This is a genomic window from Pauljensenia sp. 20925_1_34 (assembly GCF_041432775.1).
Classification (GTDB): domain Bacteria; phylum Actinomycetota; class Actinomycetes; order Actinomycetales; family Actinomycetaceae; genus Pauljensenia.
Genome location: NZ_JAPWAG010000026.1, coordinates 1 through 15,880, shown reverse-complemented (window position 1 = coordinate 15,880; position 15,880 = coordinate 1). Strand labels below are relative to the sequence as shown.

At 60.3% G+C, this 15,880-nt stretch carries 8 protein-coding genes and 1 pseudogene; all 9 read left to right on the top strand.

The features are described 5' to 3' along the window. Nucleotides 1-13: 13 nt before the first annotated feature. Nucleotides 14-691 carry a lipoyl(octanoyl) transferase LipB gene (lipB, locus tag O3669_RS08905; RefSeq protein WP_371524425.1) on the top strand — a complete coding sequence of 226 codons (678 nt, stop codon included), beginning with the start codon at nucleotides 14-16 and terminating at the stop codon, nucleotides 689-691. Continuing rightward, nucleotides 688-1,755 (top strand): lipoyl synthase, encoded by a 1,068-nt coding sequence (gene lipA, locus O3669_RS08900; protein ID WP_315283336.1) that lies wholly within the window; start codon nucleotides 688-690, stop codon nucleotides 1,753-1,755. The genes lipB and lipA overlap by 4 nt, the downstream gene beginning before the upstream one ends. Then, nucleotides 1,752-3,245, top strand: coding sequence for a class I adenylate-forming enzyme family protein (locus tag O3669_RS08895; protein ID WP_371524424.1), 1,494 nt, complete (start codon nucleotides 1,752-1,754; stop codon nucleotides 3,243-3,245). Before lipA ends, O3669_RS08895 begins: the two co-directional genes overlap by 4 nt. Nucleotides 3,246-3,324: 79 nt before the next feature. Next, nucleotides 3,325-4,692: an NAD(P)/FAD-dependent oxidoreductase gene (locus tag O3669_RS08890; protein WP_295920604.1), complete on the top strand. Its 1,368-nt coding sequence runs from the start codon at nucleotides 3,325-3,327 to the stop codon at nucleotides 4,690-4,692. A 173-nt stretch (nucleotides 4,693-4,865) separates the two neighbouring features. Beyond that, nucleotides 4,866-8,465 carry a tetratricopeptide repeat protein gene (locus O3669_RS08885; RefSeq protein WP_371524438.1) on the top strand — a complete coding sequence of 1,200 codons (3,600 nt, stop codon included), beginning with the start codon at nucleotides 4,866-4,868 and terminating at the stop codon, nucleotides 8,463-8,465. Nucleotides 8,466-8,661: 196 nt separating this feature from the next. Beyond that, nucleotides 8,662-9,676: pseudogene (locus O3669_RS08880) on the top strand (IS30 family transposase). Between the two features lie 189 nt (nucleotides 9,677-9,865). After that, nucleotides 9,866-10,084 (top strand): hypothetical protein, encoded by a 219-nt coding sequence (locus O3669_RS08875; protein WP_371524439.1) that lies wholly within the window; start codon nucleotides 9,866-9,868, stop codon nucleotides 10,082-10,084. A gap of 171 nt (nucleotides 10,085-10,255) precedes the next feature. Next, a complete protein-coding gene (locus tag O3669_RS08870) occupies nucleotides 10,256-12,985 on the top strand; it encodes a tetratricopeptide repeat protein (RefSeq protein ID WP_371524423.1) in 2,730 nt (909 codons plus the stop codon). Nucleotides 12,986-13,496: 511 nt separating this feature from the next. Continuing rightward, nucleotides 13,497-15,880, top strand: a 2,384-nt coding sequence (locus O3669_RS08865; protein WP_371524422.1) for a tetratricopeptide repeat protein, incomplete at its 3' end; no start/stop codon positions are given.

The following is a 15,880-nucleotide window of genomic DNA, read 5'->3' as shown; positions in this document are numbered from 1 at the left end:
CTATGATCACAACGTGCAGATTTTGAGCCTACTCGACCAGGGGTTGGTCGATTACACGCAGGTTGACGCGCTCCAGCGCTCCCTGCACGCGGACGTTCTCGCGGGCGGCGAGGACACACTTATCGTTTCTCAATTTACGCCCACCTGGACGGCGGGCCGCCACACCAAGCCCGAGGATATTCCCTCCACGACGATCCCTGTCATCCGTACCGATCGCGCGGGCTCCGCCACGTGGCACGGCCCCGGACAGGTCGTCATCTACCCGGTCGTTCGCCTGAAGGAGCCCGTCGACCTCGTGCAGTGGATCCGCGCGGTCGAGGCCTCGGTCATCGACACCGTCCGCGAGGCCTGGGACCTGCCCGTGCACCGCGTCGAGGGCCGCGCGGGCGTGTGGCTGACCGAAGAGGGGCGACGCGACCGCAAGATCTGCGCGATCGGCCTGAAGGTGGCGCGCGGCGCGACCCTGCACGGTATCGCCCTGAACGTCGACATCGACCCGGCCCACGCTTTCCAGGGGATCATCCCCTGCGGCCTGACCGACGCGGACGTGACCTCCCTGTCCTGGGAGGGCATCCATACAACCGTCGCCGAGGCTGCGACCCAGCTCATCCCACGCATGGTGGAGCGCATCGCCCCCTGCCTGGCAAACCCGCCCGCTTCCGTTTCCTACACGACGAGGTCAACGCTATGAGTACCCTGCCCGATCCCGAGGGCCGCAAGCTGCTGCGCATCGAGGTGCGCAATTCGCAGACGCCGATTGAGAAGAAGCCTGAGTGGATTCGCACGACCGCGAAGGCCGGTGAGAACTACCAGGACATGCGCTCGCTCTCGCACGCGAAGGGCTTGCACACGGTGTGCGCCGAGGCCGGCTGCCCCAACATTTACGAGTGCTGGCAGGACCGTGAGGCGACTTTCCTGCTCGGTGGTGCCCTGTGCACGCGTCGTTGCGACTTCTGCGACATTGCGACCGGCCGTCCCACGGAATACGACAAGGACGAGCCGCGTCGTATCGCCGAGTCCGTGCGCGACCTCGACCTGCGCTACGTGACGATCACGGGCGTGACCCGAGACGACCTGCCCGACGGCGCGGCGTGGCTGTACGCCGAGACCTGCCGCCTCATCCACGAGCTCAACCCGGGCACGGGCGTGGAGCTCCTCGTTGATGACTTCCGCGGCCAGGCAGAGTCGATCGACATGGTCGTGGAGGCTGGCCCACAGGTGTTCGCGCACAACCTGGAGACGGTGCCGCGCATCTTCAAGAAGATTCGCCCCGCCTTCAACTACGACCGTTCGCTCGCGATGATCAAGCGTGCCCACGACGGCGGCATGGTCACCAAGTCGAACCTGATCCTGGGCATGGGCGAGACGCGCGAGGAGATCAGCGCGGCGATGCGCGACCTGCACGAGTCCGGCTGCGACCTGCTGACGCTCACGCAGTACCTGCGTCCCTCTCCCCTGCACCACCCGATCGACCGCTGGGTGCACCCCGAGGAGTTCGTGGAGATGGCCGCCGAGGCCGAGGAGATGGGCTTCGCCGGTGTCATGGCCGGCCCCCTCGTGCGTTCCTCATACCGCGCGGGCCTGCTGTGGGCCAAGGGTATGCGTGCCCGCGGCTTTGAGATCCCCGAGCAGCTGCAACACATCGCGAACTCCGGATCGACGCTGCAGGAGGCCGGGTCGGTGCTGGCTCGCTTGAAGGAGCGCTCGGAGCGTCACGCGGCCATGGCTGCCGCGAAGGCCGCCGCGGCCTCGTGACCCCCGACTATTCGCCCGCGCGGGCGCTCTTGGCGGCGGCGCGTCGCCACCCCAGTCGGCTGTCCCTGGTGGATGCGGTGACGGGCGAGGAGTGGAGCGTGCGCGAGGCGGTCGATACGGTCGCTCGCCTGGCTCGTGCCTTCGCGGAGGCGGGCATCGGCGAGGGGACGCGCATCGCCGTCATCGGGGCGAACTCGCCGTGGCACTACATCGCGTTCGTCGCGGCCTCGTGGCTGCGCGCGGTGACGGTCCCGTTATCCCCGCGCATGCCCTCGGCTGCGCTCGCCTCGATGTGCGAGCAGGCGGGCGTCTCGTGGGTCTTTCTCGACGAGGCCTCCTCAGCCCACGCTCCTACCCTGTCCGGCGCGGGAGCGCAGGTCGCGTCGTTTGCGGACCTGTCGGCGTGGGCGGATCGCGCTGCGCCCATCGAGAAGGCTCCCGCGCGCTGCGGGACCGAGCTCGCCGCCATTTTGTTCACGTCGGGGTCCACCGGGACACCGCGCCCCGTCGAGCTCACCCACGAGGTCATGTGGTGGGGGTCGACGAACTTCCGGGAGGGCTTCGACTACGCGCCGACGTCGTCGGTCGTGGGCGTGTGCGCGCCCGCGAGCCACATCGGAGGCTTCAACGGAACGTCGATGGACGTGTGGACGCATGGTGGCACCCTGGTCACGCTCGGTTTCCCGGGTTCCTTCGACGCGCGCGGCGTCATCGATGCGATCGGGCGCTACGGGATCACGATGATGTTCGCCGTGCCCGCGATCGTGCGCGCAATCCTCGACGAACACGAGCGAGGAGGCGGTGACCTGTCGTCGTGGGTGCGTCCCCTGATCGGCGGTGACGCGATGACGGCGGACCTCGCGGAGGCGATGCGCGCGGTCGGCCTGTCCCCCATTCACGTGTGGGGCATGACGGAGACCTCCGGGGCGGGTACGGTCGCTACACCCGATTGCTTGGCGCCAGCCGGATCGCTGGGTGTTCCTTTCCCCTACGTGGACCTGCGCGTCATGGCCACCGACGAGCGCGAAGCCGACACAGACGAGATGGGCGAAATCTGGGTGCGCGGCCCCGGCGTCGTGAGTGGCGAGGAGTGGCTGCGCACCGGCGACCTTGCGACGCGCGACGAGAACGGCTGGCTGCACATGGTGGGACGCGCCCACCGCATGATCAACACGGCCGGCGAGCTCGTCGCTCCCCCGACGGTCGAGCGGGCTCTACGCTCACTGGACGTCGTGTCGGATGCGCTCGTCGTGGGACTGCCGGATGAGCGCTGGGGGCAGATCGTCGCCGCACTCATCGTGCCCTCACCCGCGGGCCGCGCCCAGGCCTCGTCGATGAACGCCGCAGCACTGTCGGAGGCCCTGAGCGAGTCCCTGGCACCCTGGGAGAAGGTGCGTCGGATTGCGGTCGTCGACGAGCTGCCGACGACGGCGACGGGCAAGCCCGATCCGCTCGGGGCGGCGGAGCTGTTCTCGGCGTCGGAACGCTAGAGACAAGTGCGCGCGACATCACAATTTATGTGCATCACATTTAGGTAAGATTAGCCTTGCTTAATCGAAGGAGAGTCTTATGCCCCGCCATCGCATCGTCATCATCGGCTCTGGTTTCGCAGGCCTGACGGCTGCTCGTCGACTGAAGAAGGTCGACGCCGACATCACCATCCTGGCTCGCACGTCGCACCACCTGTTCCAGCCCCTGCTCTACCAGGTGGCCACGGGCATTCTCTCCGAGGGCGACATCGCCCCCACGACGCGCGAGATCCTGCGGAAGCAGAAGAACGTCACGGTCTTGCAGGCTCTCGTCGAGGAGATCGACGTCGAGGCGCGCGTCGTGAAGTGGCGCAACCACAACAAGTATGAGCACACCGAGTACGACACGCTGATCGTGGCGGCGGGCGCGGGCCAGTCCTACTTCGGCAACGACCACTTCGCGGTGTTCGCGCCGGGCATGAAGACGATCGATGACGCGCTTGAGCTGCGCGCGCGTATTTTCGGCGCGTTTGAGTTGGCGGAGATCGAGCCCGATCCTGCTCTGGTGGGCAAGCTCCTCACTTTCGTCGTTGTGGGCGCGGGCCCGACGGGCGTCGAGATGGCCGGGCAGATCCGCGAGCTCGCCTCTCACACCCTGAAGGGCGAGTTCCGCAACATCGATCCGACGAAGGCTCGCGTCATCCTGGTGGACGGCGCCGAGCACCCACTCCCCCCGTTCGGCGAGCAGCTCGGCCACAAGACCGAGGAGGCGCTGGCCAAGCTGGGTGTCGAGATGAAGATGAACGCGTTCGTCACCGACGTGGACGCCGAGGGCGTGACGCTCAAGTACAAGTCCGGCGAAGAGGAACGGATCGAGTCCGTGTGCAAGGTGTGGGCTGCGGGCGTGTCCGCGAGTCCGCTGGGCCGGGCCCTGGGCGAGGCGACGGGCGCCGAGGTGGACCGCGCAGGCCGCGTCACCGTCAACAAGGACCTCACCCTGCCAGGGCACCCCGAGATCTTCGTGCTGGGTGACATGATGGCGTTCCCGGGCGTGCCCGGCGTCGCGCAGGGCGCGATCCAGTCGGCGCGCTTCGCCGCCGACACGGTGGCGGCGCGCCTGGCGGGCCGTAAGCCGAAGGCCACGGAGTTCTCCTACTTCGACAAGGGGTCGATGGCGACGATCGCGCGTTTCAAGGCGGTCGTGATGATGGGTAACACGAAGATGACGGGCTTCACCGCGTGGGTGGCCTGGTGTTTCCTGCACCTGCTCTACATCGTCGGCTTCAAGTCGCAGGTGGGCACGCTGGTGAACTGGTTCTTCAGCTTCCTGTCGGGTGCGCGTTCGCAGCGCACGACGACGAACCAGCAGATGGTGGGCCGCCTGGCCATGGAGCAGCTGGGGGCGGGTGCCTCCGGCAAGCTCGTTGCCGGCGAGGACGTCGTCGAGGAGCGCATTCACGAGGCGTGAGCACCTCACGCTCTGACGGTCGATTCTGGCGCGCGTTCGGGCACAGCAAGCGCGCGCTGACAAACAGGCAGACAGGCACGGTGTGGGGCCGGAAGCTGATGCTTCCGGCCCCACACTGTCACACGTTTTAACGTGTGGTCACATGGACTTGCTGTGATGTGTAGACTGTGTCCATGAGCACAAACCGTAACGTCGCAAACCTGTCGATCACCGTCGTAAAGACATTGGTCAAGATGGCCGGTTTTGGCTTCGCCGCTGACATGATCGACGGCGCACAGGAGTGCCTCAACCTGCTCGCCGACATCAAGAACGATGCTCTTGGTGATCCCAATGCTGAGATGATTCGCGGACTGAACGGTGCAGTCAAATCGGAACTCGATGCTATTGAGAACGCGCTCAATCAAAACGGAATGAGTAGGAAACAGATCAAGCAAGCCGTGGCTCAGTTATCGGATGCAGCGCGCCAAACGATCAAGGACCTGGCAGAGGACGACGACGCGCTTATCCGAGCGGTACAGCAACCAGAGCGCTTCGCTCAAGAGCTGAGAGCACACGCTGCACCACTTCCCGATCTCTCTGGTGATGAGATGCAGGCTCACTACGAGACAATCCTCGATCAAATCGCTGAAGAATTCCATACCCTCGCGCCTTGGTCGCCTAACTTCGACCGCGTCGCTCTCGCGGACCTGTTGCGGTGTTTCCCAGCCCTGACAGATCAAGTCGCCCAGCTTGAGCGGACAATGAACGTCCGCTTCGACAACGTTGACGAAGGCCAACGCAAAATCATCAAGCTTCTCGAAACAAGGCCTGCTGTCGCAATCAAGCCTGTAGTGTTCGGCAGCCGCCCAGAGGTGGTGACAGACGACCGCTTTGTCAAACGCGACGAGCACGAACAATTGAATGCGCTGGTAACCGATACAACGACGCGACGCACAGTTCTGGTCGGCATGCGCGGCTGTGGCAAGACCCAGCTTGCCGCAGCTCTTGCAATAAAATGCGAAGAGGCAAAGTGGAACCTCGTCGCATGGATAAACGCGGTATCACCCGATACTATCCAGAGCGACCTGGTCGAACTCGCCAAGCGGCTAAAGATTGACACGAGCGACCAACCCGCTCAGGACGTAATCGTCCGTCGTTGTCTCGGCCACTTAGGGAACGCGCCTGCTGCCGACAGGCTCATCGTCTTCGACAACGTGGAAGACATCAATCACCTGACGGGACTTATTCCGAGCGGCGACGGCGTGCGCGTGGTCGCAACGACGACGAACAAGGTGGGTTGGGAAGACCAGGGGTGGAACAGCATCAAGGTCGGAGTATTCGATCGCAACACGTCGATCGAATACCTCCTCACGGTCACGAAGTCCGACGATCACGACGCCGCAGATGCGCTGGCTGAGCGCCTCGGCGACTTGCCTCTCGCCATTGCCCAGGCCGCTGCAACCGCACGACACAAAGACCTGTCATTGGCCCGGTATCTCAAGCGATTGAAATCCCGCGGCGAGGAACTTGTCATTCGCCCTATTCCTGGAGATGAGTATACGGACGACGTGGCCACGGTACTGTGGATGGCCGTCGAAGCCGCCGTCGACAGTATGAAGAATGGTACGAAGCAGATGGCTCGACGCCAGTTGGGCGCGCTCGCACTGCTCGCAGAATCCGGTGTGCCCACGCGGTGGCTTGCTCCCACTAAGGAGCAAAGCGGCGACCAGCAGAATGAGGGCGCAGAACATTCAGCGGATGAGGACGCACATGACGCGCTCACAGAGCTCATTAGCCGATCCATCGTCCAACAGACTGCACGCGACAGAAGTAAAACGACGATTCACCGCCTCCAGGCACAGGTGCTGCGCAATTCCTGGAACAACAACGAACTCGACGACGCACGTGCAGCGGCTACGAGCCTGCTGGGCAGCGTAAACATCAGCAGATACCCTAGCAACGACACGAAAGCGCGCCGACAAGAAGCCCTCGACCTAGTCGACCAGCTTCGTTCGATTGGTACGCAGGAGCATTCCCAGGTTCTTTTCGAGTCCCCGCAAATTTCCGAGGCTCTCTTCCAGGCATTCTCACACGCGAGTGATCTCGGGCTCCCTTACGAGGCTCTGACCCTCAACGTTGCCGTGGACGCTCTTGAGGGCCTGCTGGGCCCAGATCACCCCGACACGCTGGCCTCGCGCCACAACCTCGCATACGCATACCAGTCGGCTGGCCGCCTCGGGGAGGCTGTCATCCTGTACGAGAAGCTTTTCTCCGACCGCACGCGCGTCCTGGGTGAGGACCACCCCGACACTTTCACCTCGCGCAACAACCTCGCATACGCATACCAGTCGGCTGGCCGCCTCGGGGAGGCTGTCATCCTGTACGAGAAGCTTTTCTCCGACCGCACGCGTATCCTGGGTCCCAACCACCGCGATACCCTCGCCTCTTGCAATAATCTTGCATACGCCTACGAGTCAGCTGGTCGGCTTACGGACGCCATCGCCCTGTACGAGGACCTTCTCGTCAACAGTGTTCGTATCCTGGGTCCCGACCACGACGAGGCTTTCCTCTCGCGCATCAATCTTGCAGGAGCCTATATGTCGGCGGGTTTCCTAACCAAGGCGATCCCCCTGTACGAAGAGGCTCTTGCCGACAGCGTTCGCATCCTGGGTCCCAACCACCACGCGACTCTCTTATCGCGTACCGATCTCGCAGGAGCCTATATGTCGGCTGGCCGTCTTGCCGAGGCCATCACCCTGTACCAGGAGGTTCACACCGAGACGAAGCGCATCCGAGGTCTCATTAATCCGGTCAGCTATGCCTCGAGTTGGAGACTCCAAAAGGCATACAAGGCGACCGATCGTCTGTCCGAGACCTTCCCCCTCTTTGAAGAAATTCACACCGATCGTACATTCATCCTTGGTCCCATCGATCACATCCGCCTCGTCTCGCGCAACAACCTTACGACCATCAATACGTCGGCGGGCCGCTTGAGAGACCTCATTCCCATGTTTGAGAAGGTACTTCTCGACCGACAGCAGCGTGTCCTGGGACCCGACCACCCAGACACTCTTGTCTTGCGCAACAACCTCGCATACGTATACAAGTCCGCGGGTTTCCTAGAGGATGCCATCACCCTGTACGAACAGGTCCTAGCCGACAGCACCCGCGTCCTGGGCGAAAACCACCCCCAGACCCTGGCCTCGCGCATCAACCTTACATACACATACAGGTTTGCCGGTCACATAGTAAAGGCCATCAACCTTTATGAGGAAACTATTGTCGACAGCACTCGCATCTTAGGCCCCGACCACCCCCAGACCCTGGCTTCGCGCAACAACCTCGCAGGTGCTTACGCGTCGGTGGGCCGCCTGACCGAGGCCATCGCCCTGTACGAGCAGGTCCACACCGACAGCACCCGCGTCCTAGGCGGGGACCACCCCCACACCCTGACCTCGCGCAACAACCTCGCAGGCGCGTACCTGTCGGCTGGTCGCCTCACCGAGGCCATCGCCCTGTACGAGCAGGTCCACACCGACAGCACCCGCGTCCTAGGCGAGGACCACCCCCACACCCTGACCTCGCGCAACAACCTCGCATACGCATACGAGTCGGCGGGCCGCCTCCAGGAGGCCATCGGTCTGTTTGACCGGTTGTTAGGGGGCTGCCTACGTATTCTGGGACCCGATCACCCCCTCACCGCGACGGTGCGCAAGAGCCTCGAAGCAGCCCGGCGCGAGTTGGCGGAGCGGGAAGAGAGCTCACCCACCGAGGAACGCGGCGCGCAGGACTGACGCGCGAGGCGTGCACTGCTGACAGATACGCCCGTGGGGCCGGAAGCTTTCGCTTGCCCCCTGCGTTTTGCGGGCCCTACAGGGCTCGAACCGCTGACCTTCTACATGAAAACCTGCTCTTCGTAATTAGAGTGTCGGCAGTGTCATAGGGTGTAAGCAATTTTCGTGTAGCGGTGATGCTGTTTGGAGGCTGATCATGGGGTGTCGTCGGATGCTTGGAGTCGAGGATCGTGCGGCGATCATGGCGGGGGTGGATGCGGGCTTGTCCCAGGTGCGTATCGCCCACTTGATTGGGCGTAGCCCCTCGGTGGTGTGCCGTGAGATCGCCCGCCATACGGGTCCTGACGGGCAGTATCGGGCCGAGGAGGCTGGCAAGGCAGCCCGAGCGGCCAGGCGTCGCCCGAAGAAGCGCCTGTTGGATTGTGATGAGGTCCTTCGCGACCGTGTGATTGCTGATTTGTCTCAGGGGTACACGCCCCGCCTGATCATCAGCGGGCGCTTGCGTGAGGAGGCGTGTGGCACACTGCCCTCCATGGATACTTCTCCCGATGCTCAGGGCCACACGATTAGCCATGAGGCTATCTACACGTGGATCTACGCCCACCCCAAGAAGACGCTCATCGAGCACGGCATTTGCTTGCCCTCGCGCCGGTGGATGCGCAAGAAACCCCCAGCAAGCGGGCGCAAACCACCCATTGTTGGGGTGCGGCTGATTGATGAGCGCCCTGACATTTCTGATCGGAAAATCCCGGGTAACTGGGAAGGCGACCTGATCATCGGCCAAGACGGGGCCAGCGCGTGCGCGACCCTGGTCGAGCGCACGACCCGCTACTTGATCATCGTCGCCTTGCCTCTGGGTCGGAAAGCCGACCAGGTCCGGCGCGCTCACCCGCCGCATCCAGGGCCTTCCCGACCAAGCGATGCGCACACTGACCTGGGACCAAGGCCGGGAAATGGCCCGCCACCAGCGCCTCACCCCAGGCACAGGCGTGGAGGTGTTCTTCGCTCACCCCCACAGCCCCTGGGAGAGAGGAACCAACGAAAACACCAACCGGCTCATCCGCCGCTACCTGCCCAAAGGAACCCCCATCACCAGCCACCAACCCTACCTCGACGCCATCGCCTACGAACCGGGCAACTGCCCCAGAGCCACCCTCGGCTACCGCACCCCCACAGAAGCATTCAACGAACTCATTGCTACCACCCATTGACACCGCCGTCGTTCGCGTCTGAATCCGCCGGTTTCGATGAGCGCTCGGGTGGTGTAGTTGATGAGGTTTCGGAATCCGAAAGCGGCACCGCATAGGCGTTTGGAGGGGTCTGGGTTTTTCGAACCGTTTGTTTTAAGAGGGTTGTTCTGAGTAGTCCTTGCCGCCTGTGGCCGTGCTGAATGGATGACCATGAGGAAGTTTCCTAAGCACACGGATGAGCAGATTGTCGTAGCACTGGCGGAGGCAGCGTTACGGGAGCGTCAGCTGAGACATGCTACTTGGCAGATTGCACCCACGACGAACCAGCAGATGGTGGGCCGCCTCGCACTGGAGCAGCTCGGCGCGGGCGCCTCCAGCAAGCTCGTCGCCGGCGAAGACGTCGTCGAGGAGCGCATCCACGAGGCCTGAGTACCCAACGCTCTGACGGTCAACTCTGGCGCGCGTTCGGGCACAGCAAGCGCGCGCTGACAAACAGGCAGACAGGCACGGTGTGGGGCCGGAAGCAAGAGCTTCCGGCCCCACTGGCACACCATTTTATGCCCGGTTACATACGCTCCCGTTCGTATGTAGAATGTGCGCATGAGCACGAATGTCAAAACGGCAGATCTGGCAATCACCATTATCGTTAGCTTACTGAAAGCAGCTGGCCTGGGACCCGAAGCAGACCGCATTTTGGATGCGATTGAGGGAGCCAAAGACTGCATTGGTCTTATCGAAGACATAAAGAACGAAACAGTTTCAGACCCAAACAAGGAATTGATTCGATCACTCTTCAAGGCAATAAAAGAGGAGGTTCGCAGCATCAGTGCCAATCTCAAAGATCAGGGACTAGAAAAAGATGAGATTGAGTCTACTGTTGACGCGCTGATCGAAACAACGCGTCTCACGGTCAAACAGCTCGCACAGGACGACGACGCCCTTCTGGATGCAGCACGGCTGCCGGATAGCTTTTTCAAAATATTGGTACATAGGGCTGAACCACTTCCCGACTGGTGCGACGACACAACAGAGACACTGTACGAAAAACTCCTCAGACGTGTATCCGCGGAATTTGTCGGATGCGCTCATAACTTCGATAGATTCGACAAGGTTGCGCTTATTAGCTTGTTGCGTGACTCCCTCTCGGCAAAGATGCAGATGAATCGTATTGAGCACGGAGTCCAAGAGGATCGGGCTATCAACCTTGAAACGAATCGGGTCGTCAAAAAGCTAGCACAACAGCACCTTTCCTCCACTCCGAGCCGCGTCTTTTTCGGTAGTCGACCGGACGTGGTAGCGGGAGAACGTTTTGTCGAGCGCGACGAGCACAAACAATTGAAAAAGGTGATCACCGATCCGAAGAGAGATCGCACAGTCCTCTTGGGTATGCGCGGCTGTGGGAAAACTCAGCTTGCTGCTTCTCTCGCCAAACAGTGCGAAGACGCAAACTGGAACCTTGTCGCATGGATAAACGCGGTATCACGCGAATCAATCCAGAGCGACCTGGTCGAACTCGCCAAGCAACTTCAGATTGACACGAGCGACCTAGACGATCAGGACATAATCGTCCGTCGTTGTCTCCGCCACTTATGGAACGCGCCTGCTGCCGACAGGCTCATCGTCTTCGACAACGTCGAGGACATCGAGGACCTGAGGGACCGCATTCCGAGGGGTACAGGCTTGCGTGTTGTTGCAACGACAACGAGCCGAGAAGCTGACTGGGAGGAAAACGGGTGGAAAGGCATCTCCGTCGGTGTTTTCTCCCGAGTGAAGTCAATCAAGTACCTGCTAACCGTGACCGGCTCACAGGACCGAGATACCGCGGATGCTATCGCTGAGCGGCTCGGCGACCTGCCTCTTGCTATCGCTCAGGCGGCAGCAACCGCGCGCAATGAACAGTGGACGCTGGCCAGCTACGCTCACTGCTTGAAATCCTCCTGCGGTGAGAAGGTCATTAGGCGTATTCGAGGGCACTACTACTCGGACGCCGTTTCCGTAGCCCTGCGGATGGCCACGGATAACACCCTTAAGCGACTCGAAGATTCCCTATCGGACGCCGCTCGGCGCCAACTGCGAGTACTGTGCTTGTTGGCTGAGTCGGGCGTGCCTACTCACTGGCTCGACCCCGCTGCGGCGAGCGCACTCTCGGGTTCTCACGATGCCGAGTTGGACACGGCAGCCGAGCGCGCGCACCGAGCGCTCATTGCACTGATCAACGCTTCGATTATTCACCAGTCCGCAGACGGCTCAACGACAATGCTGCACCGACTCCAGGCACAGGTGCTACGCGAATCCTGGAACGAGCAGGATAACAAAGAAGCTTTGGAATCAGCTGCCAACCTCCTGGGATCCGTCAACATCGACAAATTCCGGAGGACCGATACTGAATCACGTCGGCGAGAAGCGCGCAGCCTCATCGAGCAGTTTCATGCGATCGGCGATCAAAAACACTCCCTTAACCTTCGCACAAACGAGCAAGTCACTTCGGCCCTGTCACAAACGCTCACTCATGCACGTGATCTTGGACTTGTGCTCGAGTCTGTCACCCTTGAGAAGTTCGCAAAAGAGATTGAACATGTTTTGGGCCCAAACGATCTTCGCGTGCTGAATGTACAGGAAGAACTCGCATATATGATCATGCATGCAGGCCGTTCCTCGGAAGCGATCAACATGTACGAACATATCCTTGATGCCCGAACCAAAATGCAGGGCTCTGACCACCTCGAGACCCTTACGACTCGGCAAAACCTCGCATACGCCTACTACTACCAGGGCGATGAGTATGACAAGGCGATCAAACTCCTTGAGCATGTGCACTCGACACGACAACAACTCCTAGGAGACGATGACGTTAACACACTCATGGCGGGCAGCTACCTTGCGCTCGTGTACCACGCGGATGGTCGCTTGCAGGAGGCGATGAGTCTATACGAGCAGGTCATTGCAGACCGCACTCGCTTGATAGGAGCGGACCACGAACACACCCTCGTCACGCGCAATAACCTCGCATACGCATACTCGTTACAAGGTCTTCTCCCCAAAGCCATCGACCAATATGAGCAAGTCCTTTCAGCCCGCACACGTACGTTGGGTGCGCTGGATCGACAAACCCTTATGACGCGCAGCGATCTGGCACTCGCATACGCATTAAACGGCGAACTAGCCGAAGCCGTCGGTCGATACGAGTCGGTCCTCAAAGACTGCATGAATGCGCTCGGCACCCAGCATCCACTCACGGTGGACGTGTGCGAGAACCTCGAGGCAGCCCGCCGGGAGTTGGCAGAGCAGGAAGAGACCTCACACACCGAGGAGCGCGAGGAGCAGGACTGACGCGCGTCGCGTGCGCTGCTACAAGCAAACTGGAGGGGTCTGGGTTTTTCGGACCGTTTGTTTTGAGAGGGTTGTTCTGAGTAGTCCTGGCCGCCTGTGGCCGGGCTGAATGGATGACCATGAGGAAGTTTCCTAAGCACACGGATAAGCAAATTGTCGTAGCGCTGGCGGAGGCAGCGTTACAGGAGTGCCAGCAGAGCCACGCTCCATGGTAGATTGCACCCACGACGAACCAGCAGCTGGTGGGCCGCCTGGCCATGGAGCAGCTGGGGGCCGGCGCGTCCGGCAAGCTCGTCGCCGACGAGGACGTCGTCGAGGAGCGCATCCACGAGGCCTGAGCACCTCACGCTCTGACGGTCGATTCTGGCGCGCGTTCGTGCACAGCAAGCGCGCGCTGACAAACAGGCAGACAGGCACGGTGTGGGGCCGGAAGCAAGAGCTTCCGGCCCCACGCTGTCACACGTTTTAACGTGTGGTCACATGGACTTGCTGTGATGTGTAGACTGTGTCCATGAGCACAAACCGTAACGTCGCAAACCTGTCGATCACCGTCGTAAAGACATTGGTCAAGATGGCCGGCTTTGGCCCTGTTGCTGACATGATCGACGGCGCACAGGAGTGCCTCAACCTGCTCGCCGACATCAAGAACGACACTCTTGGCAACCCCAATGCTGAGATGATTCGATCGCTAAACGGCGCAGTGAAATCTGAGCTTGATGTCATTCAGGACGCACTCAAGCACAATGGCCTGTGCGGAAAACAAGTTATGCAAGCCGCAGCTCAGCTAGCCGAAGCTGCGCGCGAAACGATCAAGGCGCTGGCAGAGGACGACGACGCCCTTATCCGCGCGGTACAGCAACCCCAGTGCTTCGCCGAACAGCTCAGAGGCCACGCTGCACCAATTCCCGATTACTCCAGCGATGAGATGCAGGCTCACTACGAAACGCTCCTCGATCGAATCGCAGAAGAATTCCTTACCCTCGCACCCTGGTCGCCGAACTTCAACCGCATCGCTCTCACTAGCCTGTTGCACTGTTTCCCAGCCCTATCAGAACGCATCGACCGTCTTGAAAAGCAGATCAATGAGGGATTCAACAGTGTGCGTGAAGATGCTGCTGCGCACCACAAAGACCTCAAGAACGACCTAGCGTCACTTCACGAAGATCTCCGCAACAAAACGACCAACAACCGTCCAACAAAATTGGAAGACGAAGTCTGGGGAAGCCGCCCAGCAACGTTGAAACACTGGATTGAACGCGATCCAACCAGCAATGGGACAACCCTACACGACACAATCTTCAGCTCTCCATCATCGCAACGCGGTTCGCGTTGCGTGCTTTTCGGTCGTGCAGGAAGCGGAAAGACCTCTCTCGCCGCATCCATCGCCCGCAGGTGCGAATCCGATAAGTGGTCGCTCGTGGCTTGGATTGACGCATCGACTCGCAGCAACATCGAAAGCGGATTGATCGCCCTGGGCGAGTCAGTTCTGTGCGTACAGACAAACACCCCGCAAGACCAAAGACTCAGGGTTGAACAAGTATTAGCAACTTTCCGAAACACCAGCAAGAACAAATGCCTATTTGTGTACGACAACGTCGAGGGTGTCGATTATCTCGACGGTGTTTTGCCCGACGGGCCGGGGGTGCACGTCGTTGTCACAACACGGCGCAACAGTGGGTGGTCCAATCAAGAGGATTGGAACATCTACGCTCTCGGTAACTTTACGCGCGACGAGTCAGTCACACACCTGCTCAGCGCGACCAAAGATACAGACCAGACAACAGCGGGTAAGCTCGCCTCATATCTTGGTGATCTGCCACTTGCTGTCGCACAAGCGGCAGCAACAAGCTCGAGATACTATCCAAACCTGCATGACTATTATGTTAGCCTTCAAGCCACTAATATTGAAGAACTTTTGGAACCCATCGAAGGCGGTCATTACAGTAAGGGAGCCATCGCATCCCTTCACTTGGCTGCAAGTTCGGCACTCTCTTCCATAAGAGACCCACAGGTCCTAACAGAAGCTCAGACAATCTTAGCTGCCCTTTGCTATTTGGCGGAATCTGGCGTACCTACCCAGTGGTTCAAATCTAGAAATCATCTTCCTTCACAAAAAGCCTACAAAGTACTGCAAGACTCTTCGATTATTGATCAGTCAAACGATGGTAAGACCACCAGCATCCATCGCCTTCAGGCTCACGCACTACGAGCTTCGCATGACAGTCGTATCGCTCATGAGGGAACACTCATTACGTCCCACTTCCTTGACAAAATTAACAGAACCCAGCATGACGAAGGCGTCAACACACTCAGTCACCCACGTCAGATCACATACCAACTAATCAATCAATTCAGCACCCTTTGCTCACAAAGCTATTCGAAGACTCTATTTGATTACCCACAGGTTCAGCAATGCCTATTTGACACTCTTAGAATGGCCGTCTCTACCTCATCCATCTTGTCCTCCGCGGCCATCAGACTCGCCCAGGCATTCTCGATAACAGAAGGTACCCTTGGTGCCTCGCACCCTAAGATCACACGCGCACGAAGCGATCTCGCGAGAGCACACGTCATGGCCTCACAATATTCAGCCGCAGCCTCTTTACACCAAGTAACGACCACTCATTTCCTTAACACCCTTGGCCCCGCACACCCCGACACCATCAAAGCGCGCAACGAACTCGCATGTACCTACTGGTGGGCAGGACAATACGCCGATGCCATCGCCGTGCACAAAGAGACAATTGCCGATCTCACCAACGCTCTCGGCCCACAACACCCCGACACCATCAAAGCCCTCACTCTGCCCGTATCCACTTACAGTTTTTCGGAACCAGACGCGGATGTCACCACTTTCGTTAAAGAGATAGTTGCCAATCTTACGAACATCCTCGG

Coding starts and splice junctions, on each gene's coding strand:
- lipA (WP_315283336.1), top strand. CDS start 688: ATGAGTACCCTGCCCGATCCCGAGGGCCGCAAGCTGCTGCGCATCGAG.
- O3669_RS08890 (WP_295920604.1), top strand. CDS start 3,325: ATGCCCCGCCATCGCATCGTCATCATCGGCTCTGGTTTCGCAGGCCTG.
- O3669_RS08885 (WP_371524438.1), top strand. CDS start 4,866: ATGAGCACAAACCGTAACGTCGCAAACCTGTCGATCACCGTCGTAAAG.
- O3669_RS08875 (WP_371524439.1), top strand. CDS start 9,866: ATGAGGAAGTTTCCTAAGCACACGGATGAGCAGATTGTCGTAGCACTG.
- O3669_RS08870 (WP_371524423.1), top strand. CDS start 10,256: ATGAGCACGAATGTCAAAACGGCAGATCTGGCAATCACCATTATCGTT.